Here is a 23742-nt window from a genome sequence, read left to right on the forward strand (position 1 = left end):
CGTGGAGTATGACGGGTCGCTGGTGGTGCTGTTTTGTATCCCGCCTGATACTGGCGGTAACGAAAGAGGATATACCGTGTCCCGTACTATCATGTTAATTCCTACCGGTACCAGCGTAGGTCTGACCAGCGTCAGCCTCGGTGTGATCCGCGCTATGGAACGCAAAGGCGTTCGTCTGAGCGTCTTTAAACCTATCGCCCAGCCGCGCTCCGGCGGCGATGCCCCGGACCAGACCACCACCATCGTTCGCGCCAGCTCCTCCACCACCACCGCTGCTGAACCGCTGAAGATGAACCACGTTGAATCTCTGCTCTCCAGCAATCAGAAAGATGTGCTGATGGAAGAGATCATCGCCAACTATCACGCGAACACCCAGGACGCGGAAGTGGTGCTGGTGGAAGGCCTGGTGCCGACCCGTAAGCATCAGTTCGCTCAGGCGCTGAACTTTGAAATCGCCAAAACCCTGAACGCGGAAATCGTCTTCGTCATGTCGCAAGGCACCGATACGCCAGAACAGCTGAACGAGCGTATTGAACTGACCCGCAACAGCTTTGGCGGCGCGAAAAACACCAGCATCACCGGCGTTATCATCAACAAACTGAACGCGCCGGTCGACGAGCAGGGCCGTACCCGTCCTGATCTGTCGGAAATTTTCGACGACTCATCCAAAGCGAAAGTCGTGAAGATCGACCCGGCTCAGCTGCAAAAAGGCAGCGCGCTGCCGGTGCTGGGCGCCGTACCGTGGAGCTTCGATCTGATCGCCACCCGCGCGATCGACATGGCCCATCACCTGAATGCGACCATCATCAACGAAGGCGATATCAACACCCGCCGCGTGAAATCCGTGACCTTCTGCGCGCGCAGCATCCCGCACATGCTGGAGCACTTCCGCGCAGGTTCGCTGCTGGTTACTTCCGCAGATCGTCCTGACGTGCTGGTTGCCGCCTGCCTGGCAGCGATGAACGGCGTGGAAATCGGCGCCATCCTGCTGACCGGCGGCTATGAAATGGACGCGCGCATCAGCAAGCTGTGCGAACGCGCCTTCGCCACCGGCCTGCCGGTGTTTATGGTCAACACCAACACCTGGCAGACCTCCCTGAGCCTGCAGAGCTTCAACCTCGAAGTACCGGTTGACGATCACGAGCGCATTGAGAAAGTTCAGGAATACGTTGCCAACTACATCAACGCCGACTGGATCGAATCGCTGACCGCGACCTCCGAGCGCAGCCGTCGTCTCTCTCCGCCAGCCTTCCGCTACCAGCTGACCGAGCTGGCGCGCAAAGCCGGCAAACGCGTCGTTCTGCCGGAAGGCGACGAGCCGCGTACCGTGAAAGCCGCAGCCATCTGCGCCGAACGCGGGATCGCCACCTGTGTGCTGCTGGGCAACCCGGATGAGATTAACCGCGTTGCAGCAGCGCAGGGCGTTGAGCTGGGCGCCGGTATCGAAATCGTCGACCCGGAAGTGGTGCGCGAAAGCTACGTGGCTCGCCTGGTCGAACTGCGTAAGAACAAGGGCATGACCGAAGCCGTCGCCCGCGAGCAGCTGGAAGATAACGTGGTTCTCGGCACCCTGATGCTGGAACAGGACGAAGTCGATGGCCTGGTGTCCGGCGCGGTACACACCACCGCCAACACCATTCGTCCGCCGCTGCAGCTGATCAAAACCGCACCGGGCAGCTCGCTGGTCTCTTCCGTGTTCTTCATGCTGCTGCCGGAACAAGTTTATGTTTACGGCGACTGCGCGATCAACCCGGATCCGACCGCAGAGCAGCTGGCGGAAATCGCGATTCAGTCCGCTGACTCCGCGATTGCCTTCGGCATCGAACCGCGCGTGGCGATGCTCTCCTACTCCACCGGTACTTCCGGCGCGGGTAGCGATGTAGAAAAAGTCCGCGAAGCGACCCGTCTGGCGCAGGAAAAACGTCCTGACCTGATGATCGACGGCCCGCTGCAGTATGACGCCGCGGTGATGGCTGACGTCGCGAAATCCAAAGCGCCGAACTCGCCGGTAGCTGGCCGCGCGACCGTGTTCATCTTCCCGGATCTGAACACCGGTAACACCACTTACAAAGCGGTACAGCGCTCTGCCGACCTGATCTCCATCGGGCCGATGCTGCAGGGTATGCGCAAGCCGGTCAACGATCTGTCTCGTGGCGCGCTGGTTGACGATATCGTCTACACCATCGCACTGACCGCGATCCAGTCAGCTCAGCAGCAGAAGTAATCGCCCGCTGAGAGAAAGCAAAAGGCAGCCAGATGGCTGCCTTTTTTGTCAGGAGGCGAACAGCAGTTGCTGCCACGCGTTAGCGCGTTTATTCGCGCTCGCTCTCTTCCGCGTCATCATACTCGTTGCCGGCGTTACGGGTCATCCACAGCGCCAGCGCTTTCAGCGAGTCGGGCGTGAACTCATCGCAGCGGGCGGTGATCTCTTCCGGCGTTAACCAGCACACCTCGCTCACCTCCTCTTCCTGCAGGGCAAACGGCCCATGGGAGACGCAGCTGAACAGGCTTCCCCAGACGCGGCAGAATTTATCTTCGTAGTAGAACTGGCCGTGATCGGCAAACGGCACCCCGGCGATGCCTAACTCCTCTTCCGCCTCGCGACGGGCCGACTCCAGCAACTGCTCATCAGCCTGCACGACGCCGCCGGCGGTGGCATCCAGCATGCCCGGATGAAAGTCTTTTGTCTCGGTGCGTCGCTGCACCAGAATTTTCCCCATTCCGTCGTGAACGACGATATAGGTCGCCCGGTGGCGCAGGCACTGCGCGCGCATCTGCTCGCGGCTGGACTGTGCTATCACCTCATTGTTTTCATTAACAATATCGACCCATTCTGTGCTTGCCAAATGATTCTGTTCCGCCATCAGGAAACCTTACTTTAAAAGCGCTCTTGCGGCGCGTCTTTATGATTGAGGGCTAAATTACGGGTAAATTGCGACCTCTGCAATAACCTGATTATCATTGAGTGCTAAAACCTGCAGACGCCCCTCATCCAGTAGCCCATAGCTGGCGGAATATCCCCCTTTTGGGATACTCACTGAGCCTGGATTAAACAGAGAGAACGCCCCGCGTTTTTCAGCAACCGGAATATGAGTATGGCCATACGCCAGGACATCGCCAGCGGCAAGTGGTGGCAAATTGTCCGGGCTATAAAGATGACCGTGGGTCAGAAACAAGCGGTAGCCTTCGCCAAGCACCTGCTGCCAGGGCGCGGTCATGGGAAAACGAAGCAGCATTTGATCCACTTCGCTGTCGCAGTTACCGCGAACCGCAATGATGCGCTCCGCCACGCTGTTCAGCCGCTCGGCCACCTCCGCCGGCGCATAGCCTTCCGGCAGCGCGTTGCGTGGCCCGTGATTAAGCACATCGCCGAGGATGATCAGCCACCTGGCGCCACTTTGCGCGAACCGCTCAAGCACGCGTTCCGTCGCAGGTAGCGAACCATGAATATCGGAGGCAAACATCAGCTTCATAGGTTCCATCTCCACTGGTTACGATGCCTCTATGATAGCGGAAGCGCGGCGGGTTATCAGCCTCCGCGTTTGGCGGAAAGCGCCGCGTAACGCTGGATTGAGGCCCGCTGCCACTGGAAAGTCGCATAATCCGCCAGCGCCTCCGGCACCTCATCGCCATTAAGAACCAGACGATTGAGCATCAGCGCCAGGTCGGCATCGGCAATAGACCATTCGCCGAATAAATTTTGCCCGCCGTGGGCCAGCAGCGTGGTAGCGGTGGCAAACAGTTTTTCCGCCGACCGCTTGCCTGCCTCGCTGAGCGCCGGCATTTTCACCCCGCCAAACACCACGGCGGTGGATCGCTCTTCACGAATGGGCACCAGATCGCTGCGTAGCCAGGCCTGGATCTGCCGGGCGCGGGCCCGCTTTTGCAGATCGTGTGGATAAAGGCGCTCCCACTCAGGCGGCGCGAAACGCTCATCCAGATATTCGGTAATCGCCGAAGACTCGCTCAGCGCGAAATCGTCAACCTCCAGCAGCGGTACGCGACGGGTGGCGGTATAGCCCGTCCAGCCGGCCTGCAGATGTTCGCCGCTGCCCAGGTCGATGGTTTTAAGGCTAAAAGGCAGGCTCTTTTCCTGCAGCGCGACATAAACAGACATCACGTACGGTGAGAAAAAATCGGCATCGGACCACAGGGTAATCACAGGCTGGCTCATAACTTCCTCAGGGTTGGTAGACAGGGCAATAAACCAACATAGCCTGTCTTACCGGCGATGTCACTGCTCGTCCGCTGCGTGGCTGGCGCCCCGCTCGCGGATTTTTTCCCGGGTCGCGCAGCTTCACCTATACTCGATCAGTTTGCGACCCACGACGGCGGGAAATATTATGATCGATCTCTACTATGCACCCACCCCAAACGGCCACAAAATCACCCTGTTTCTCGAAGAGGCGCAGCTGGCCTATCGGCTAATTCGGGTCGATATTGGCAAAGGGGAGCAGTTTCATCCGCAGTTTCTGGCGATTTCGCCGAATAACAAAATTCCAGCTATCGTCGACCACATGCCTGCCGACGGCGGCGCGCCGTTGAGCGTCTTCGAGTCCGGCGCCATCCTGCTCTATCTGGCGGAAAAAAGCGGCAAGCTGCTGAGCGGGGAGCTGCGGGCGCGCTATACCACCCTGCAGTGGTTGTTCTGGCAGGTCGGCGGCCTGGGGCCGATGCTGGGGCAAAATCAGCATTTTTCCCACTCAGCGCCGCAAACCGTGCCCTACGCGATTGAGCGTTTTCAGGTGGAAACCCAGCGACTCTATGGGGTACTGAATCACCGCCTGGGATCCAGCCCGTGGCTGGGCGGGGACCACTACAGCATCGCCGACATCGCCGCCTGGCCCTGGGTGAACTGCCATGTCCGCCAGCGGATCGATCTGGCGAACTATCCGGCGGTGCATAACTGGTATGAGCGCATTAAGCAGCGGCCGGCGACGGTGGAAGCGATGCTAAAAATTCAGCCTTATTAACCCCCTGCTCGCCCGTCGCGCTTTGTTGTATGATTGCAGGACTTAAAACACGGAGGAAGCCTGCAATGTCTCAACCAGACGCCATTATTCGTATTAAGAACCTGCGCCTGCGTACTTTTATTGGTATTAAAGAGGAAGAGATCGCCAACCGCCAGGACGTGGTAGTGAATGTGGCCATTCACTACCCTGCCGATAAAGCGCGCGACAGCGAGGACATTAATGATGCGTTGAACTACCGCACCATTACCAAACGCATCATTAGCCATCTTGAGAATGGTCGTTTCTCGCTGCTGGAAAAATTAACTCAGGATGTGCTGAATATCGCATGCGAACATCACTGGGTCACATATGCTGAAGTGGAGATCGATAAACTTCACGCGCTGCGCTATGCCGACTCGGTATCCATGACCATGAGCTGGCGGCGCTAACCATGTCAGGGAGGTGGTATGAAGATCCTGCTTACTGGTGGTACCGGCCTGATTGGCCGACATCTGATACCCAGACTGCTGGAGCTTGGGCATAGCGTCACGGTCTCCACCCGACATCCGGATACCGCCCGCGCCCGTCTCGATCCGCGCGTCACGCTGTGGCGCGATTTCGAGGGCCATCACCACCTCAATGACATTGATGCCGTCATCAATCTGGCGGGCGAGCCCATCGCCGATAAACGCTGGACCGCCGAGCAGAAACAGCGCTTATGCCATAGTCGCTGGGATCTCACTCAGCGGCTGGTGGGCTTGTTCCACGCCAGCGATACTCCTCCCTCCGTGCTGATCAGCGGGTCAGCCACCGGCTATTACGGCGACCTCGGCGAAGTGGTGGTGACAGAAGAAGAGCCGCCGCACAATGAGTTTACCCATAAGCTCTGCGCCCGCTGGGAGCAAATTGCCTGCGAAGCGCAAAGCGAGCGCACCCGCGTCTGTCTGCTGCGCACCGGCGTGGTACTGGCGCCGCGGGGCGGTATTCTTGGCAAAATGACCCCGGCCTTTAAGCTCGGCCTCGGTGGGCCTATCGGCAGCGGCAGACAGTACCTGGCCTGGATCCATATCGACGATATGGTTAACGGCATTCTGTGGCTGCTGGATAACGATCTGCGCGGCCCATTCAATATGGTTTCGCCCTATCCCGTGCATAACGAGCAGTTCGCGCACGCGCTGGGTCATGCGCTCAATCGACCGGCGATTTTCCGCGTTCCCGCCGCCGCCATCCGCCTGCTGATGGGCGAATCCGCTGTGCTGGTGCTCGGCGGCCAGCGCGCGCTGCCTAAGCGACTGGAAGCCGCCGGCTTCGCCTTCCGCTGGTACGATCTCGACGAAGCGCTAAAGGATGTGCTGAGTTAATGGCTGACACAGGGGAGCATTGGCTCCCCTGATTCCATTCTGCTGGCTCATGCTCCACGCCTGGATGGCCTCAGCCTGGCGCTGCAGCATCGCCATATCCCGGACAGCCAGCGCCCTGAAGCGCCTGAGTTCATCGCCAGTCGGCCGGTTCGCCGGTGTTACCTGGCGAAGCAAAGTGCTAAGGTAGGCCTTTCCTTCTTCGAATTGACTGCTTTATGACGACCATCACCACGCCTCGCCTTTCGCTTACCCGCTTTGTTACCGATGACTGGCCCTTTTTTCTGCGCCTGCGCCAGGATCCGCAGGTGATGCGTTTTATGGGCGAAGTGTTAAGCGAGGAGACGTTGCGCAGCGTGTTCGCCAGTCGCTGCGCCGATCCCGGCGTGTATGTTCTGCGTAATAAGCGCGGCGATGCGCTGGGCGATATTGGGCTTCGCATCAGCCCTAAAAATCCGCACGAGGCCGACGTCGGCTATGCGCTGCTGCCCGAGGCTCAGGGAAAAGGCTATGCCAGCGAAGCGCTGCGGGCGATCTGCGATTATGGTTTCAGCACGCTGGGGGTACAGGCCATCAATGCCTGGGTGTTGGGAGAGAATCGTGGATCATCGCGCCTGCTGGAGAAGCAAGGCTTTGTGCGCACGCAGGTGCTGGAGAAAGCCTATCATCTGAACGGCGTCGATTACGATGACTGGATTTACCGGCTGGAGCGTGAATCCCACCCGGCGCCTGCAGACGCCGGGTAAGCCGTTTATTTCAACGAACCTTTCAGAAACTGCTGCAGGCGCGGGCTTTTCGGCGCGCCGAACAGCGCGTCCGGATGCCCTTCCTCTTCGATTTTTCCCTGATGCAGGAAAATGACATGTGAAGAGACGTGGCGGGCAAAGCCCATTTCGTGGGTCACCACCACCATGGTTTTCCCCTCTTCCGCCAACTGCTGCATGATGCGTAACACTTCGCCCACCAGCTCCGGATCCAGCGCGGAGGTCGGCTCATCGAACAGCAGCACTTCCGGCTCCATCGCCAGCGCGCGGGCAATAGAGACACGCTGCTGCTGGCCGCCGGAAAGATGCACCGGGTATTTCGCCTGCTGACGTTCGTCTATCCCGACCTTGGCCAGGTATTTTACCGCCCGTTCGCGCGCTTCCTGTTTGCTTAAGCCCAGCACCTGAATCGGCGCCTCCATGACGTTCTCCAGCACCGTCATATGGCTCCACAGATTGAAATGCTGAAACACCATGGTCAACCGGGTGCGCAGCAGGCGCAGCTGGTTCTTGTCGGCCACCTTCAGCTGACCGTCTTTATCCCGTACCAGGCCAATATTCTGGCCGCTGACGACGATCGTGCCTTCGCTCGGTTTTTCAAGGAAGTTAATACAGCGTAAAAAGGTACTTTTCCCGGAACCCGATGAACCGATGATACTGATAACGTCCCCGGCTTTCGCCTGCAGCGAGACGCCCTTCAGCACCTCGTGTTCCCCATAGCGTTTATGCAGATCGATAACGTTTAATTTATTGTCGGACATGGCGTTCTCAATGCGTCGAAGAAGGTTTGATATGCTGCAACCAACGCTTTTCCGCTTTGCGGAACAAGCTAATCAGCACATACGAGATAATTAAATAGAGCACCGCGGCGATGCCAAAGGCGGTGAACGGCTGATAGGTGGCCGAGTTGATATCGCGGGCGATTTTCAGCAGATCCGGCACCGTAGCGGTAAACGCCAGCGCCGTCGAGTGCAGCATCAGGATCACTTCGTTACTGTAGGCCGGCAGCGCAATCCGCAGCGCGGAAGGCAGGATGATGCAGCGGTACAGTTTGACCGAAGAGAAGCCGTAGGCCCGCGCCGCTTCAATTTCGCCCGCCGGTACCGAGCGGATCGCGCCGGCGAAAATTTCGGTGGTATAAGCGCAGGTGTTCAGGGTCAGCGCCAGCACCGTACAGTTTAGCCCGCTGCGGAAAAAGGCGTTCAGCAGTTCAGTGCCTTTGACGATTTCCAGGGTGTACATACCGGAGTAAAAGACCAACAGCTGCACATACAGCGGCGTGCCGCGAAATATGTAAGTAAACAGCCAGATGGGAAACTGGATGAACTTATTGCTCGAAACGCGGCCGATTGCCAGAAAGACCGCCAGGATGCCCCCCATGACCACCGAAGAGATCAGCAACCATAAGGTAATCGCCACGCCGGTAAAGCGATAGCCGTCGGTCCACAGCAGGGATTTCCAGTATTCCTGAATAATTTCAATCACAGGTCAGCCCTCTTGACGCCAACGGTATAGCGGCGTTCGAGCAGCAGCAGTACGCCATTAGAAAGGGTGGTAAATACCAGATAAATCAGGCCGCAGACGATGGCGAAGTAGAACGGCTGCCAGGTGCTTTTGCCCGCCAGCTGCGTGGCTTTGACCACATCCTCCAGCCCCAGCAGCGAGACCAGCGCCGTCGCCTTGAGGATAACCTGCCAGTTGTTGCCGATCCCCGGCAGCGCGTAGCGCATCATCGCCGGGAACAGGATGCGCCGGAACGTCTGCCCGCCGCTGAAGCCAAAGGCGGTGGCCGCTTCGATATGCCCCTTCGGCACCGCCAGGTAGGCGCCGCGGAAGGTTTCCGTAAAATAGGCGCCATAGATAAAGCCAAGGGTAATAATCCCGGCGATCATCGGGTCAATATCAAACTGCGCCATGCCCAGCGCGTCGGTAACGCTGTTAAGCGCAATCTGCAGGCCGTAGAAAATCAACAGCATCAGCACCAGGTCGGGGACGCCGCGAATCAGTGTGGTATAGCCTTCAAATACCAGCGCCAGAGGACGATTGCTCGATAGCTTTGCGCCAGCGCCCGCCAGCCCAATCAGGACGGCGAGAACGACCGAGCTGAGCGCAAGCTCCAGGGTGACAAGCGCACCCTGCAAAATAACCTGTGAAAACCCATACAGCATGCTGCCTACCCTGTCTGTCATCCACCATTGCGCGTGAATCAGACGCGCAATGGTGAGGCGTGAGAATTATTCGCCGTATACGTTAAAATCGAAATATTTTTTCGCCAGCTTGTCGTAGGTGCCGTCCTTACGCATCTCTGCAAACGCTTTATTCAGCGCTTCGCGCAGTTCGTTGTCTTCCTTACGCAGCCCCATACCGGTGCCGACGCCGAACAGCTTTTCGTCCTTAATCGACGGACCGCCAAACTGATAATCTTTACCGATAGGCTGTTTCAGGAACCCTTCGCTGGCCGCGACCTCATCCTGGAAAGCGGCGTCAATACGGCCGGCGGTCAGGTCGGAATAGATATTGTCCTGCCCCTGATAGGAGACAATTTCGATACCTTTCGGCGCCCAGTGCTCATTACCATAAGTTTCCTGCGTCGTACCCTGCAGCACGCCCACGCGCTTACCCTTCAGGGTGGCAAGATCCGGCGTTACCGGGCTGCCCTTTTTCACCACCAGACGCGAATCAGCCGCATACAGTTTGTCGGTGAAAGCGATTTCCTGCTGACGCTTTTCGGTAATCGACAGCGAAGACATAATCGCGTCGATTTTCTTCGCTTTTAAAGAGGGGATCAGCGCATCCAGCGGGTTTTCCACAAAGGTACATTGGGTATTAATACGCTTACACAGCTCTTTTGCCAGATCGATATCAAAACCCACCAATTCCCCCTGCGCATTCTTCGATTCGAAGGGAGCATAAGTCGGATCGGTACCGATACGAATTTTTTGCGGAATAGCGGCAAAGACCGTGGAAACGCTGGAAAGGGCCAGCGCTAAAGAGAGAGACAACGCCAGTTTTTTCATAACTATCCTCGACAGACTGTCATTCTAACGGGTTTATTAGAACTATTAACACCAGTTATCGTGCCATTATTCGCCCCTTGAGGGCAAAGATTTATGCACCAGAAAGGCCATTTTTTTGCATCACAAACGCTTAACTATGCATTTTTTAGCCACAAAAGCGCCTGCCTTTGCACTAAAATGATCCACAGCGTCTGACGATGCACCTTTTCAGGGCTTTTACACGAGCATGGCGGCAGGCCCACCCGATAGCGCGGGCCTGCGGCAGTCTTAGTCGCCGTAGACGTTAAAATCGAAGTATTTCTTCGCCATTTTGTCGTAGGTGCCGTCTTTGCGCATCTCGCCCAGCGCTTTATCAAACGCGGCTTTCAGCTCGGCGTCGTCCTTACGCAGGCCGATACCGGTGCCGTCGCCAAAGTACTTTTTGTCTTTAACGGACGGGCCGGCAAAGGCGAAATCTTTCCCGGCAGGCTGCTTCAGGAAGCCTTCGCTGGCGGCGACTTCATCCTGCAGCGCCGCATCCAGACGACCAGCGGAGAGGTCGGAATAGATCAGGTCCTGGTTCTGATATGCCACCACGTCAACGCCCTGGCTGCGCCAGCGATCGTTAGCATAGGCTTCCTGCGTGGAGCCCTGCAGCACGCCGACGTGCTTACCTTTCAGCGCCTCCAGCGTCGGCTGGATCGGCGAGCCTTTGGCCGCGATCAGCCGGGAGTCGGCGGCATAAAGCTTGTCAGAGAAGGCGATCTCTTGCTGGCGCTTCTCGGTGATGGAAAGCGAGGAGATGATGGCGTCAATTTTCTTCGCCTTGAGGGAGGGGATCAGGGAGTCAAAATCACTGCCGACCCAGGTACATTTCACCTTAATACGGGAGCACAGTTCATTGCCTAAATCGATATCAAAGCCAACAAAGTCCCCTTTCGCGTCTTTCGACGAAAAGGGCGCATAGGTCGCGTCAGTGCCAATGCGAATGCTCTGCGGCAGAGCAGCAAACACACTGGCCGTGCTGCTCATTCCCACGAGTAAAGAGAGAGCCAGAATCGTCTTCTTCATACAGTACCCTTAAGTGTCGTGATGTGGTGCGTTGCTTGTTATGGTGATTGCCGATCAATCCTGCAGTTTTTGTGCCATCTTCCCGGTGCGTGCCGGGAACAGGGTTAAATTTGTTAAAATAAAGTTGCAGGATTGTCTTAAAAGGGAAGATACCAGCATTACTGGCGAAACCGCAGCGCCTGAGCGCAAAAAGACGAAATAAATGTCGAGGATTTGATCGGGACGACAAATTTGCACCAGCGCAGCGCAAGCGTACATTTCACGCACCTATTTGGTGCAATCCTGTGACCCTTGCCAGCGCGTAAATAAGTCTTGTTCCAGGCTAATGTCGAACTGATCGAGTACCCGGTTGACGGTCTGGTTGATAACATCATCCAGGCTTTGCGGCCGATGGTAGAAGGCCGGCACCGGCGGCATAATCACCGCCCCCAGCTCCGCAGCCTGCACCAGCAGTCGCAGATGGCCAAGATGGAACGGAGTCTCCCGCACGCAGAGCACCAGCGGACGACGCTCCTTCAGCACCACATCCGCCGCCCGCGTCAGCAGACCATCCGTGTAGCTATGGACAATACCCGAGAGCGTTTTCATTGAGCAGGGTAAAATCACCATCCCGGCGGTTTTAAACGAGCCGGAGGAGATACTGGCGGCGATGTCGCGGGCATCATGCACCACATCAGCCAGCGCCTGCACTTCACGCACGGTAAAGTCGGTCTCCATCGCCAGCGTCTGGCGCGCCGCCTGACTGAGGATCAGATGGGTTTCAATATCCGGCACATCCCGCAGCACCTGCAGCATCCGCACGCCATAGATGGCGCCGCTGGCGCCGGAAATGCCAATAATCAGTCGTTTCACGTTCTGTTACCCCTTGCGCGTCGTGCCGCAGACTTTGCCGGATTATAGCCGTTGGCGCAACCATTGACGCACCGTTGCCGGGCGAAAAAAAGGCCCGCCGTCCATCAGGAACGGCGGGCCCGCGACGCGTGAACGGCTTAACCCTCGTTGTGCATCTCGAGGTTTTCGACTTCGTTCTGCAGCTGAACCGCTTTGGCATCATCGTTACGCAGGGAATCGAGGTAGTCGAGGTACTGCTGGTCGACATCCCGGGTGACGTACACGCCGTTGAACACAGAACATTCAAACTGCTGAATATCCGGATTTTCCGCGCGCACCGCCTCGATCAGATCGTTGAGATCCTGGAAAATCAGGCCATCGGCGCCGATGATCTGGCGGATCTCATCCACTTCGCGGCCATGAGCGATAAGTTCGTTGGCGGTCGGCATATCGATACCGTACACGTTCGGGAAACGAATTTCCGGCGCGGCTGAGGCCAGATACACTTTTTTCGCCCCTGCTTCGCGCGCCATCTCGATGATCTGCTCCGAGGTGGTGCCGCGAACGATGGAATCGTCCACCAGCAGCACGTTCTTATCGCGGAACTCCGCACGGTTGGCGTTGAGCTTGCGGCGCACAGACTTACGACGCAGCTGCTGGCCAGGCATGATAAATGTGCGGCCGACGTAGCGGTTCTTCACGAAGCCCTGTCGATAAGGCTTGTCGAGGATGCGGGCGATCTCCAGCGCGATATCGCAGGAGGTCTCCGGGATCGGGATAACGACGTCAATATCCAGATCTTCCCACTCGCGGGCAATCTTCTCGCCCAGCTTGGTCCCCATATTAACGCGGGCGCTGTAGACGGAAATTTTGTCGATAAACGAGTCCGGACGGGCAAAATAGACGTACTCGAACAGGCACGGGTTGCTGACCGGGTTATCGGCGCACTGACGGGTAAACAGCTGGCCCTTCTCGGTAATATAAACCGCTTCGCCCGGCGCCACATCGCGCAGGAATTCAAAGCCAAGGGTGTCAAGCGCCACGCTTTCCGAGGCCACCATATACTCGGTGCGGCCATCGCCTACGTCACGTTTGCCCAGCACCAGCGGACGAATGCCGTTCGGGTCGCGGAAGGCCACCATGCCATGACCGATGATCATCGCCACGCAAGCGTACGCGCCGCGGATCAAGCGGTTGGTCGCCGCAATCGCGGCAAAGATGTTATCCGCTTCCAGTGGGTAGTGACGGAAGTTATCCAGCTCACTGGCGAAAATATTGAGGAGGATTTCGGAATCTGAGGTGGTATTGATGTGGCGGCGTTTTTCTTCAAACAGCTTTTTACGCAGCTCATGGGCGTTGGTCAGGTTGCCGTTATGCGCCAACGTGATGCCATACGGCGAGTTGACGTAAAACGGCTGCGCTTCGGAGGCGCTGGAGCTGCCCGCCGTGGGGTAACGCACGTGGCCAATCCCCATATTGCCCTGCATACGCTGCATATGGCGGGCTTCGAATACGTCGCTTACCAGCCCGTTAGCCTTACGCAACCGGAAGCAGTTGTTGGCATCAATGGTGATGATGCCAGCGGCATCCTGTCCACGGTGCTGGAGCACCGTTAGCGCATCATAAATCGACTGGTTAACCGGCATAACACCGGCGATACCGACAATACCGCACATACGTCTTTTCCTCGTTCAGCAACGACCTAAAGTCTATACTTTAGGCAAGAAACTTGACGAGCTTTGCAGGTATTCAAAAAACCATCTGATGACGGGGGTAAAATAGGGAATAAACTGCGACTGATGCCAGTCATCGCTCTTCGCCATCCCGGTAAAGGTGTCAAGGAAGAACAGAATAGCGGCGATGATCAGCACCCCACGTAGCGCGCCGAAGCAGATCCCCAATACCCTGTCGGTACCTGACAAACCGGTCTTCTCCACCAGCTGGCCTATCACATAGTTCACGATAGCGCCAACGATGAGCGTCACGATAAACAGCGCCGCAATAGCAATCCCATTTCGAACCCGTTCATCCTCAAAGCCCGTAAACCAGACAGACAGATCAGCGTAGTAGTGGCTGGCGACATAAAACGCGCAACCCCACGTGACTAACGATAAAGCTTCGCGAACGAAGCCGCGGATCAGGCTGACCAGGCAAGAAAGACCCAGCACCGCCATAATGGCGTAATCAATCCAGACCATATACGTCCCACGATTTTACGCCCTGTCGTCCAGTTCGGGGCGCATTCTAACAGAAAAAGAAAACGTTTGCGTAGGGATTTCCTTGCCCTACAGAAATAAAAATGGCGCTGAAAAAACATTCAACGCCAGACTGTCTTTCGCCTCTTCAGGGCGGCTGAGACAGGGTTTACGGGGCGTTTAGCCCCGCCGCGTTCTTTCCGCATCGCGGAAAAAACAATCAGTTCGGGGTGAAGCCCATCACTACCCCGCTGAGCCCGGAGATCTGTTGCAGATCGCCCAGCTGGCCCTTGAGCTTGTCTTTTGACGCATCCGGCCCGACGAGGATACGGGTAATTTTACCCTGTACCGGCGTCGAAGGCGACGTATACACTTTGAAGCCCGACGCCCGCAGTTTACCAACGATCTCGTTCACCTTATCGGCGTTCTTCAACGCGCCCAGCTGAACCACATAGGCTTTGCCGGTCGGCGCCGGCAGGGCCGCCTGCTGCTGCGGTTGTTGCTGCTGTGGCTTAGCAGGCGGCGGCGTTGGCGTCGCGGCCTGCTGTTGCGGCTGCGGCTTCGGCTGAGGTTTAGGCTGGGGTTTCGCGGCCACTACCGGCTCCTGAACGTCATCGAAGCTGTTGCTGTTCACCGGGATACGCGACGGATCTAACGATGGCGCGGCGGCATCGCCCGCCCGCACCTCTTCCGCCGCCCCTTCCGGCGGCTGCGAAGGCAGCGCCTGAGTCGCCGCCGGCAGCATATCCGGTTCATCACGATCGCCCGGTTTCGGCACCAGCGGGATCGCGGCAAACTCATCCTGGTAATGCTTTTTCTGCCCGTCCAGCAGCCCTGGCAGGATAATCACCCCCAGCGCCACCAGCACGATTGTCCCGACTAAACGGTTCTGAAACTTACTTGCCACCGATTCTCCCCGCGTCTATCTCTTCCATAACCTGTGCGACCGTGTGAAACGAACCACACACCAGCACGGTATCTTCCACTTTAGCGTCAGCCATGGCCGCATGCCACGCCTGCGCCACGCTGCTATAGACTGTGCCGCCACGCAAATGTTCCACCAGCTGCTCCGCCGTCGCCCCGCGCGGCCCTTCCAGCGGCGCGCAGTACCAGGCGTCGACTTCCGGGGCCAGATTGGCCAACGTGCCGGCAATGTCCTTATCATGCAGCATACCAATAACCGCCAGCACGCGTCCCGTTTTCGCTAACGTTTTGAGACGCCCGGCGAGATAAGCCGCCGCGTGCGGGTTATGCGCCACATCGAGGATCACCCGCGGGGCGTCGCTGATTATCTGAAAGCGTCCCGGCAGCATCGCGTCGCGGATCCCCGCGCGCAGGATTGCGTCATCCACGGCAAGTCCGCTGGCGCGCAGCGCCGCCACGGCCGTGGCGGCGTTCGGCAACGGCACCTGAGGCAGAGGCAGGCGGCTTAACGCCCCGCCCGCGTCGCGGAAAGACCATGTCTCGCCTTCCACCTCATAGCCCCAGTCGACGCCGCGGCGCTGGAGCAGGGCGCCCTTCTCGCTCGCCACTTCAGCAATGGTGTGCGGCATATCCGGCTCCCCTACTACCGCCGGTTTTCCGGCACGGAAGATACCGGCTTTCTCCCGGCCGATACTTTCGCGATCCGGTCCCAGCCAGTCGGTATGATCGAGAGCGATGCTGGTAACCACTGCGACATCGGCATCCACGATATTAGTGGCGTCGAGACGGCCGCCGAGCCCCACCTCCAGGATCACCACATCCAGCTGCGCCTGCTTAAACAACCATAGCGCAGAGAGCGTGCCGTACTCAAAGTAGGTCAGCGAGATGTCGCCCCGCGCCGCTTCAATCTCCGCAAACGAGGCCGTATGCGCCGCCTCCGGCAGTTCCGCTCCCTGAATGCGCACGCGTTCGGTGTAACGCACCAGATGCGGAGAGCTGTAGACCCCCACTTTATAGCCGGCCGCCATCAGGACGGTTTCCAGCGTGCGGCAGGTGGTGCCTTTGCCATTGGTACCCGCGACCGTAAAGACGAACGGCGCCGGTTTGACGATATCCATCTGCCGCGCGACCTCGCTGACGCGCGCCAGCCCCAGGTCGATGGTTTTACTGTGCAGATGTTCCAGATAAGAAAGCCACGTAGCCAGGGGCGACGTGGCCTGAGGAATAGGATCTTTTTCCATGATGCCCGCAAGAATTGACGGTTAACGCGTATGAATAAAAAAGGGCAGCGCCGCCAGGCCCTGCCCTCTGCTTTATCAGGCCTCGGGTTCCTGATCCGGTGCCGGCGGCACCACCACGCCTTCATGAGGCGTTTCCGAAGCGGCAACCGGCGCCGGCAGGTTCATCAGCTTCGCCAGAATGCTGGCCAGCTTGAGACGCATTTCCGGACGGCGAACGATCATATCGATCGCCCCTTTTTCAATCAGGAACTCACTGCGCTGGAATCCCGGCGGCAGCTTCTCACGTACGGTCTGCTCAATGACGCGAGGACCGGCAAAGCCGATCAGCGCTTTCGGCTCGGCAATGTTCAGGTCACCCAGCATCGCAAAGCTCGCCGATACGCCGCCCATGGTCGGGTCGGTCAGCACAGAGATGTACGGTAATCCGCGCTCCTGCATTTTCGCCAGCGCCGCGGAGGTTTTCGCCATCTGCATCAGCGACATCAGCGCTTCCTGCATACGGGCGCCACCGGAGGCGGAGAAGCAGATCAGCGGGCAGTTATCTTCCAGCGCCTGCTCCACCGCGCGCACAAAGCGTGCGCCAACGACGGAACCCATCGATCCCCCCATAAAGGAGAACTCAAAGGCGGCGGCCACAACCGGCATCGCGTAGAGCGTACCTTTCATTACCACCAGCGCGTCTTTCTCGCCCGTCTCTTTTTGAGCGGACGCCAGGCGGTCTTTGTATTTTTTTGAATCGCGGAACTTCAGCACATCTTTTGGCTCAAGTTCGCTACCCAGTTCCACCAGAGAACCTTCATCCAACAGGCTATGCAGGCGATTACGCGCCGACATGCGCATATGGTGATCGCACTTAGGACAAACCTCCAGGTTGCGCTCCAGCTCGGCGCGGTAGAGTACCTGACCGCAGCTGTCGCACTTGGTCCATACACCCTCAGGAATGCTCGCCTTGCGGGTGGGAGTGATGTTGCTTTTAATTCGTTCAATCCAGCTCATTGATAACCTTTCTGCCTGAACCTGGTCGATGCCAGTTTTGTCGTAAGGGGCGCATAATGCCATTTTTGCCTCTTACAGACCATGAATGTTGCACATTAAATCATATCATCCCGGAACATGGGATAAAAAAGTGGTCAAACCGCTGCGCGTGACGCTCTGCACCGTCACGCGCAACACAGGCTAAACTACTTCGCCTGCTTCGCCGCCGCCCGCTTATGGCGAATAATCTCAATCACGCCCGGCAGGACGGAAAGCACGATGATCGCCACGATCAGCAGCTTAAGGTTCTCCTGCACCACCGGCAGATCGCCAAACAGATAGCCGGCGTAGGTGAACAGCAGCACCCACAGCAGCGCCCCGACGACGTTATAGGCCGCAAAATGACGATAGGACATATGCCCCATTCCCGCCACAAACGGCGCGAAGGTTCGGACTATCGGCACAAAGCGCGCGAGGATAATGGTTTTTCCGCCGTGACGTTCGTAGAAGCTATGGGTTTTATCCAGATAGCTGCGACGGAAAATCTTCGAGTTCGGATTGCTGAACAGCTTTTCGCCGAACAGCCGGCCAATGGTGTAGTTGACCGCATCGCCGACGATAGCCGCGATAACCATCAGCAATACCATCAGATGGACATTAAGATCGTTGGTGGGCAGGGCCGAGAGCGCGCCCGCGACGAACAGCAGGGAATCTCCCGGCAGAAACGGCGTCACCACCAGCCCGGTTTCGCAGAACAGAATCAAAAACAGAATGGCATAAACCCAGACGCCGTACTGGGCGACCAGCTCGGCCAGGTGCACATCAATATGCAGGATGAAATCAATTAAAAAGTGAATCAAGTCCATGTTTGTCTTTACCCTTAATGACCCTATTAGTCCGCCAGAAACAGCGGGCCCATTGGCAGCACCGGTAAATCATAATGGGCCGGGTAATCCACCGACACCAGATACAACCCTTCCGCTTTTGCCGTTGCCGCAGCGAGCGTCCTGTCTTTTGCTGCCAGCAGTTCTGCCATCCAGCTCTCCGGCTGGTTTCCGGCCCCGATTTCCATCAGGCTGCCCACAATATTCCTGACCATATGATGTACAAAGGCATTCGCTTTGATATCCACCACCACATAAGCGCCGTAACGGGTAACGTTAATGTGCATCACGTTGCGCCACGGGGTTCGCGACTGGCACTGCACTGCGCGAAACGAGGTAAAGTCATTCTCCCCCAGCAGACACTGCGCGGCGCGCTGCATGCGCGCGGCGTCGAGCGGCTGGTGAAAATGCGTGACGCCATGACTCAATACCGCCGGACGCAGGCGATGATTATAGATGACGTAACGATAGCGGCGCGCCGTGGCGCTGAACCGGGCATGAAAATCCGCCGGTACATGTTTGACCCAACGCACCGCAATGTCACCAGGTAAATTCGCATTTACCCCCAGCGTCCAGGCGGCATCTTTACGCTGCGCCCGGGTTTCGAAATGCACCACCTGGCCGGTGCCATGGACACCGGCGTCGGTGCGGCCGGCGCAAAAGACGGTAATCGGTTCGTTCGCCACCTGCGAGAGCGCCTTTTCCAGCTTCTCCTGCACGCTGCGCACTTCGTTTTGCCGCTGCCAGCCGTAATATTTGCTACCGTCGTACTCGATGCCCAGCGCGATTTTACAGACCGGCTGTTGCTCCATCTCAGACATCAGTACAGGTACTCCTCAATCAGCTTCTCGGCGATCTTCACCGCCATCAGCGCGCCGCCGAAGCGGACGTTATCCGCCACCGACCAGAACTGGACCTGCTCCGGCATGCCGTAGTCATTATGCACGCAGCCGATGGAGAGACGGGCGTTACCGGAGGCGTCGCCAACCTGAGTGGGGAATTCGCCCTCTTCAGACAGTTCGATCTCCTCGCCGCGGGTAAAGGCGTCACGCGCCTCTTCCGCCGCCAGCGGACGCATCGCTTCAAAGTTCACCATCTGCGCATGGCCGTAGAAGACCGGCGACTGGACGACGCTGGCGGAGATCATCAGCCCGTCATCCTGCAGAATTTTGCGCGCTTCATCGACGATACGGCGCTCTTCGCGCACGCTACCTTCACGATCCGGCAGCAGCGGCAGCATGTTGAACGCCAGCTGGCGGCCAAAGAAATCGTCTTCATCGATGGGGATGCCGTTCAACAGCTTGGCGCTCTGCCCTGCCAGCGCATCCACCGCTTTTTTCCCCTGCCCTGAGGCGGAGAGCAGGTTAGTGACGCTAATGCGCGACAGTCCACCCTGATCGATAAGCGGCTTGAGCGCCGTCAGCAGCTGGCTGGTCAGACTGTTGGGCACCGCAATCAGATTGCGGTTGCGGTAATCGCCTAACACAAACGGGTTCACGTCCGGCACCACCAGCGGTACGTCCGGCTCCAGCGCAAACAGGCCGCTGAGATCGATAACCAGACACCCGGCGTTTGTCGCATCTTCGACATACGCCGCACTGGCTTCTGCACCTGCGGCAAAGAAAGCCAGCTGGGCCTGGGTCCAGTCAAACTCGGCGGCGTCCTTGACGATCACCGACTTGCCACCAAAACGCAGATGTTCGCCCGCGCTTTCATTGCGCGCCAGAGCAAAAATCTCCCCCACCGGGAACTGGCGTTCAGCAAGAGTTTCGAGCAGGGCTTCGCCTACGGCGCCCGTTGCGCCCAGTACGGCAATATTCCAGCCTTCAGACATGGTGGTTTACTCCAGAAATAAAGCGGCCCTGCCGGAGTATCCGGCAGGGGCATTAAGAAGACATTAACGAACAGGATGATGCACGGCGTTAAAACCGAGCTGGCGCAACAGGGCCGCCGCCTGCTCATCGCTGCACTGCACGTACAGCGAAGACCATTCGCGACGTTCCTGATAATTTTTACGCAGCTTGTCGAATTCACCGGCGACGCCCGCCACCTTCCGCAGCGGCGCATCATCGCGGCGCACATCATACACCAAATGAACCAGTCTTTTCAGCGTCGGCTGATCGAGCGGGCCATGCAGGGTGATGCGGCCAAACTCCGGGGCCGGCAACAGGGTATCCAGCGCCACCTGCTGCGGATGGCCGATAAAGGCGCTATAGGCTTCGAACACCTGCGTCGTCCCGCGCGCCTTCCCTTCAAGGGTATAGCCGGCGATATGCGCCGTGCCGATATCCACTCGCTTAAGAAGCTCTACGTTGAGATCCGGCTCCGGCTCCCAAACGTCCAGCACCACGCTCAGGGACTGACCGGCTTCCAGTCGTTTCAGCAACGCAGCGTTATCCACCACCGGCCCGCGGCAGGCGTTGATCAAAATCGTTCCGGGCTTCAGGCGGCTAATCAGCGCCTCATCCGCCAGATGCAGGGTTTTATATTGCCCTTCTTTATACAGCGGGGTATGGAAGGTGATGACATCAGCTTGCTGGACCAGATCGTCGAGGGAGCGGAAGTCGCCTTCGTCGCCGCGGTCGGCACGCGGGGGATCGCAAAGCAGGGTTTTGATACCCAACGCCTCCAGGCGCTTTTGCAGCCGCCCGCCGACGTTACCGACGCCGACGATCCCGACGGTGCGATCGCGCAGCGCGAAGCCGTCACGTTCGGCCAGCATCAGCAGCGCTGAAAAGACATACTCCACCACCGCGATAGCGTTGCAGCCGGGCGCCGCGGAGAAACCAATCCCCGCCTGCTGCAGCCACGCCTGATCGACATGATCGGTGCCTGCGGTCGCGGTGCCGACGAACCTGATGGCCTTGCCGGCAAGCAATGCTTCATTGACCCGGGTGACCGAGCGCACCATTAAGGCATCCGCATCGGTCAGGGCATCGGCCGGAACCGGGCGGCCCGGGATCGCCTGCACGTCGCCTAAACGGCTAAAAAGCTCACGGGCATAGGGCATATTTTCATCAACGAGGATTTTCACAGTTCAGTACCTGTCTGAGAACGAGAGTTAACCGGGGAAGTGTGCCATAATCTGGCCGCCAGGCATACTCATCACCTGGTTCCAGTACCGCGATATCGAAAGGATGAATCATGACGCACCCCCTTGCAGATATGCCAGACCGTCCTCCTGGGCGAGGCCCATCAGGCACTGCCGCCACCGGCGAACCTTCGCTTTCCATGCAGCAACGCACCGTCCTGGAGAGATTGATCACGCGCCTGGTGGCGCTGACCTCGCAGCAGAATGCGGAAGTGTGGGCCTGCGTCAAACATGATCTCGGACTAAAAGGCGACACGCCCCTGCTGGCCCGCCATTTCAGCGCCGCAGAGGCCAGTCTCAACCAGCGCTTAGCCGCCGCGCAGGACAATCATCATCATCGCCAGACCCTGGCGCAGCTCAGCGATCTGCTCGGCCAGGGCAATAACCGTCAGGCGGTGAGCGATTATATTCGTCAGCATTATGGGCAAACGGCGCTGCATGCCCTCAGCCAGACGCAACTGGAGCACATTCTGCATCTGCTGCAGCGTGGTCAGCTGTCTATCCCGCAGCCGCAGCAGCGCCCGCCGACCCTCCGCCCGCTGTTGCCAGCCGAGCACAACACGCTCAATCAGCTGGTGACGAAGCTGGCGGCCGCCACCGGCGAACCAAGCAAGCTGATTTGGCAGTCCATGCTGGAACTTTGCGGCGTCAAGTCAGGGGAGCTGATCCCGGCGACGCACTTCACGCCGCTTTCCTACTGGCTACAGGCGCGGCAGACCCTCAGCGCGCAAACCGCGCCGACGCTGACCTCACTGCAGGGGGCGCTCAAGCAGCCGCTTGAGACCGCAGAGTGGCAGAAGATTGTCGACTTTGCCCGTCGCAACTGGCAGGTTACGCCGCAGACCACGCTGAGCCCGGCGCAGATCCTGGCGCTGTTGAACAAGGTGTTTGTGCTGCGGGTAGCCCGCGCCCAGGAGACGCTGGCGATCCCGCAGGAGGAGCCCGTGACCCGGCGGACATGGGCCGCTAAGCCCTGGCAGCTGGCGCTGGGAGCGGTTGTCCTGCTCCTGGTGCTGTGGCTCCTGCTGTAGCCCAGCAGGCACAGGTGGCGTTTACGGCTCCCTTTCATGCCAAACGCCACGGTGTTGACTACAGCGGTTTCAGGCCGGACAACAACCTAGCGGCGAAATGAAATGAGGGTGACGAGGATCCCCAGCGCCGCGCAGAGGGCGCCGGCAAGAAATACCGACGAGTAGCCCAGCGAAGTGGCCAGTAGACCGGTCAGCGGCCCGGTCAGGCCATAAGAGATATCCTGAAAGGCCGCATAGCCGCCGAGCGCAGTGCCGCGCACCTGCGCCGGGACGCGCTTCACCACCTCCACGCCAAGCGACGGGAAAATAAGCGAACAGCCGCATCCGGTCAGCGCCGCGCCGGCCAGCGCTACCCAGACGCCCGACGCCAGCCCCAGCAGCGTCAGACCGACCGCCTCTATCAGCAGCGAGACCATCGCCACTTTAACGCCGCCAAACCGATCCGGCATCCAGCCGAACAGCACCCGCATCAGCACAAAAGCGCCGCCAAACGCCGTCAGGGTAAAGCCGGCCATCGGCCAGTGATGGCTGGCAAAATAGAGGGAGACGAAGGTGCCGATCACCGCAAAGCCGACGCCCTGCAGGCCCAGACCAATCCCCGGCCGCCAGATCATGCCGATGACGCTCCACAGTGAAGGCCGCTCGCCTCCGTGCGCCGCCACTTTGCGCACCGTCCCGTTGATGAGCCAGGCGACGAGCGGCAGTGTCATGGTGACGCAGGCGAGGACCGCCACGCCAAAATGGCTATATATTAACAATCCCAGCGGGGCGCCCACCGCCAGCGAACCGTACATCGCCATGCCGTTCCATGACATCACTTTGCCGGAGCGGGCCGGCCCCACCAGGCCCATCCCCCAGCTCAGGTTGCCGGTCAGCAGCTGGCTTTCGCCAAACCCGAGGATCAGGCGGCCCAGCAGCAACAGGCCCAACTTCGCGAACACCGGCAGCGGCAGCAGCGCAGCGGCCAGCCAGGCCGCACCGGCCAGGGCGCAGGCCAGCATCCCCTGCAGGACGGAACGTTTGGCGCCGTACTGGTCTGCCAGACGCCCGGCGTAGCCGCGGGTCAGAACGGTGGCGAGGAACTGGATCCCCACCGCCACGCCGACCACAGTGTTACCAAATCCCAGCTCCTGATGGACAAATAGCGGGATCACCGGCAGCGGCAAACCGACGGTCATATAGGTCAAAAAGACGGCGAATGTAATGCGAAAAAGCGAAAAATTCGCGGAAGAATGAGATGTTGTTTCAGTGACTGCGGACATGCATTACTCCAGATTCGCAGAGTAAGGCGAGCAAAGCGACACGCCCCCTCCACCTGACTATCAGGGTTAAGGCGCGTTGGTTGACGTTAAACGCTTACGCATTAGTGGAGAGACTAATGGATTCGCCAGCAGTGTGCCTGCGGGACCTTACCCTGTCAAGATGACAA

At 58.6% G+C, this 23742-nt stretch carries 27 protein-coding genes; 7 read left to right on the plus strand and 20 right to left on the minus strand.

Annotated elements, in window-relative coordinates:
• Positions 1-76: 76 nt before the first annotated feature.
• A complete protein-coding gene (gene pta, locus GQR96_RS17420) occupies positions 77-2224 on the plus strand; it encodes a phosphate acetyltransferase (RefSeq protein ID WP_004201759.1) in 2148 nt (715 codons plus the stop codon).
• 88 nt (positions 2225-2312) lie between these two features.
• Here pta and yfcD read toward each other — a convergent pair whose 3' ends face one another.
• The 3 genes from yfcD to yfcF are packed head-to-tail and all read right to left on the minus strand — an operon-like array spanning position 2313 to position 4174.
• Entirely contained in the window at positions 2313-2864 is a 552-nt protein-coding gene (gene yfcD, locus GQR96_RS17425; RefSeq protein WP_002913197.1) for an NUDIX hydrolase YfcD, read from the minus strand.
• 57 nt (positions 2865-2921) lie between these two features.
• Positions 2922-3473, minus strand: coding sequence for a phosphodiesterase (yfcE, locus tag GQR96_RS17430; protein WP_004201761.1), 552 nt, complete (start codon positions 3471-3473; stop codon positions 2922-2924).
• Positions 3474-3529: 56 nt separating this feature from the next.
• Positions 3530-4174, minus strand: a complete 645-nt coding sequence (yfcF, locus tag GQR96_RS17435; protein WP_004201762.1) for a glutathione transferase — start codon at positions 4172-4174, stop codon at positions 3530-3532.
• A gap of 169 nt (positions 4175-4343) precedes the next feature.
• On the opposite strand from yfcF, the gene yfcG reads away from it, so the two are divergent.
• The 3 genes from yfcG (at position 4344) to GQR96_RS17450 (ending at position 6313) form a co-directional block, all read left to right on the plus strand.
• Positions 4344-4973 (plus strand): GSH-dependent disulfide bond oxidoreductase, encoded by a 630-nt coding sequence (yfcG, locus tag GQR96_RS17440; protein ID WP_004201763.1) that lies wholly within the window; start codon positions 4344-4346, stop codon positions 4971-4973.
• Between the two features lie 65 nt (positions 4974-5038).
• Entirely contained in the window at positions 5039-5401 is a 363-nt protein-coding gene (gene folX, locus GQR96_RS17445; protein ID WP_002913200.1) for a dihydroneopterin triphosphate 2'-epimerase, read from the plus strand.
• Between the two features lie 18 nt (positions 5402-5419).
• Positions 5420-6313, plus strand: coding sequence for a TIGR01777 family oxidoreductase (locus GQR96_RS17450; protein ID WP_004201764.1), 894 nt, complete (start codon positions 5420-5422; stop codon positions 6311-6313).
• Here GQR96_RS17450 and GQR96_RS17455 read toward each other — a convergent pair.
• Entirely contained in the window at positions 6293-6409 is a 117-nt protein-coding gene (locus GQR96_RS17455; protein ID WP_032425776.1) for a hypothetical protein, read from the minus strand. The two genes, GQR96_RS17450 and GQR96_RS17455, sit on opposite strands and share 21 nt — an antisense overlap.
• 119 nt (positions 6410-6528) lie before the next feature.
• Here GQR96_RS17455 and GQR96_RS17460 point away from each other — a divergent pair, with 119 nt between their 5' ends.
• Positions 6529-7056, plus strand: coding sequence for a GNAT family N-acetyltransferase (locus GQR96_RS17460; RefSeq protein WP_004201767.1), 528 nt, complete (start codon positions 6529-6531; stop codon positions 7054-7056).
• 5 nt (positions 7057-7061) lie between these two features.
• Here the strand turns inward: GQR96_RS17460 and hisP are convergent, their stop codons facing one another.
• The 5 genes from hisP to argT all read right to left on the minus strand — a co-directional run bounded on the left by hisP (position 7062) and on the right by argT (position 11141).
• A complete protein-coding gene (gene hisP / locus GQR96_RS17465; RefSeq protein ID WP_002913206.1) occupies positions 7062-7835 on the minus strand; it encodes a histidine ABC transporter ATP-binding protein HisP in 774 nt (257 codons plus the stop codon).
• Between the two features lie 7 nt (positions 7836-7842).
• Positions 7843-8559, minus strand: coding sequence for a histidine ABC transporter permease HisM (hisM, locus tag GQR96_RS17470; RefSeq protein ID WP_002913207.1), 717 nt, complete (start codon positions 8557-8559; stop codon positions 7843-7845).
• Positions 8556-9242 carry a histidine ABC transporter permease HisQ gene (locus GQR96_RS17475; RefSeq protein WP_004201769.1) on the minus strand — a complete coding sequence of 229 codons (687 nt, stop codon included), beginning with the start codon at positions 9240-9242 and terminating at the stop codon, positions 8556-8558. Before GQR96_RS17475 ends, hisM begins: the two co-directional genes overlap by 4 nt.
• Positions 9243-9308: 66 nt before the next feature.
• Positions 9309-10091 (minus strand): histidine ABC transporter substrate-binding protein HisJ, encoded by a 783-nt coding sequence (gene hisJ, locus GQR96_RS17480; RefSeq protein WP_002913209.1) that lies wholly within the window; start codon positions 10089-10091, stop codon positions 9309-9311.
• Positions 10092-10358: 267 nt separating this feature from the next.
• A complete protein-coding gene (gene argT / locus GQR96_RS17485; protein WP_004180753.1) occupies positions 10359-11141 on the minus strand; it encodes a lysine/arginine/ornithine ABC transporter substrate-binding protein ArgT in 783 nt (260 codons plus the stop codon).
• 40 nt (positions 11142-11181) lie between these two features.
• Here argT and GQR96_RS17490 point away from each other — a divergent pair, with 40 nt between their 5' ends.
• A complete protein-coding gene (locus GQR96_RS17490) occupies positions 11182-11343 on the plus strand; it encodes a hypothetical protein (RefSeq protein WP_004140952.1) in 162 nt (53 codons plus the stop codon).
• A gap of 65 nt (positions 11344-11408) precedes the next feature.
• Here the strand turns inward: GQR96_RS17490 and GQR96_RS17495 are convergent, their stop codons facing one another.
• The 10 genes from GQR96_RS17495 to pdxB form a co-directional block, all read right to left on the minus strand.
• Positions 11409-11993, minus strand: a complete 585-nt coding sequence (locus GQR96_RS17495; protein ID WP_004180755.1) for a UbiX family flavin prenyltransferase — start codon at positions 11991-11993, stop codon at positions 11409-11411.
• A gap of 137 nt (positions 11994-12130) precedes the next feature.
• The gene (gene purF, locus GQR96_RS17500) at positions 12131-13648 is read right to left on the minus strand and encodes an amidophosphoribosyltransferase (protein ID WP_004180758.1); all 1518 of its coding nucleotides are present in this window, start codon (positions 13646-13648) and stop codon (positions 12131-12133) included.
• A 33-nt stretch (positions 13649-13681) separates the two neighbouring features.
• Entirely contained in the window at positions 13682-14170 is a 489-nt protein-coding gene (cvpA, locus tag GQR96_RS17505; protein WP_002913214.1) for a colicin V production protein, read from the minus strand.
• A gap of 217 nt (positions 14171-14387) precedes the next feature.
• Positions 14388-15074, minus strand: coding sequence for a cell division protein DedD (gene dedD, locus GQR96_RS17510; RefSeq protein ID WP_004201770.1), 687 nt, complete (start codon positions 15072-15074; stop codon positions 14388-14390).
• Positions 15064-16332, minus strand: coding sequence for a bifunctional tetrahydrofolate synthase/dihydrofolate synthase (folC, locus tag GQR96_RS17515; RefSeq protein WP_064794917.1), 1269 nt, complete (start codon positions 16330-16332; stop codon positions 15064-15066). Before folC ends, dedD begins: the two co-directional genes overlap by 11 nt.
• Positions 16333-16407: 75 nt before the next feature.
• Positions 16408-17328, minus strand: coding sequence for an acetyl-CoA carboxylase, carboxyltransferase subunit beta (gene accD / locus GQR96_RS17520; protein ID WP_004201773.1), 921 nt, complete (start codon positions 17326-17328; stop codon positions 16408-16410).
• A 185-nt stretch (positions 17329-17513) separates the two neighbouring features.
• Positions 17514-18173: a DedA family protein gene (locus tag GQR96_RS17525; RefSeq protein ID WP_002913221.1), complete on the minus strand. Its 660-nt coding sequence runs from the start codon at positions 18171-18173 to the stop codon at positions 17514-17516.
• A gap of 26 nt (positions 18174-18199) precedes the next feature.
• The gene (gene truA / locus GQR96_RS17530; RefSeq protein ID WP_004201775.1) at positions 18200-19012 is read right to left on the minus strand and encodes a tRNA pseudouridine(38-40) synthase TruA; all 813 of its coding nucleotides are present in this window, start codon (positions 19010-19012) and stop codon (positions 18200-18202) included.
• Positions 19012-20025: an aspartate-semialdehyde dehydrogenase gene (locus GQR96_RS17535; RefSeq protein ID WP_004201776.1), complete on the minus strand. Its 1014-nt coding sequence runs from the start codon at positions 20023-20025 to the stop codon at positions 19012-19014. Before GQR96_RS17535 ends, truA begins: the two co-directional genes overlap by 1 nt.
• A 63-nt stretch (positions 20026-20088) precedes the next feature.
• Complete coding sequence (pdxB, locus tag GQR96_RS17540; RefSeq protein WP_004201779.1) at positions 20089-21225, minus strand: 4-phosphoerythronate dehydrogenase PdxB; 1137 nt, start codon at positions 21223-21225, stop codon at positions 20089-20091.
• Between the two features lie 110 nt (positions 21226-21335).
• Between pdxB and flk the strand changes: the two genes are divergently transcribed.
• The gene (gene flk, locus GQR96_RS17545; RefSeq protein ID WP_043520216.1) at positions 21336-22313 is read left to right on the plus strand and encodes a flagella biosynthesis regulator Flk; all 978 of its coding nucleotides are present in this window, start codon (positions 21336-21338) and stop codon (positions 22311-22313) included.
• Positions 22314-22399: 86 nt separating this feature from the next.
• On the opposite strand, the gene GQR96_RS17550 is transcribed toward flk, so the two are convergent.
• Positions 22400-23575 (minus strand): MFS transporter, encoded by a 1176-nt coding sequence (locus GQR96_RS17550; protein WP_043520214.1) that lies wholly within the window; start codon positions 23573-23575, stop codon positions 22400-22402.
• Positions 23576-23742 lie beyond the last annotated feature (167 nt).

Origin of the sequence: Klebsiella sp. PCX, assembly GCF_021869705.1 — a bacterium.
GTDB lineage: Bacteria > Pseudomonadota > Gammaproteobacteria > Enterobacterales > Enterobacteriaceae > Klebsiella > Klebsiella quasipneumoniae.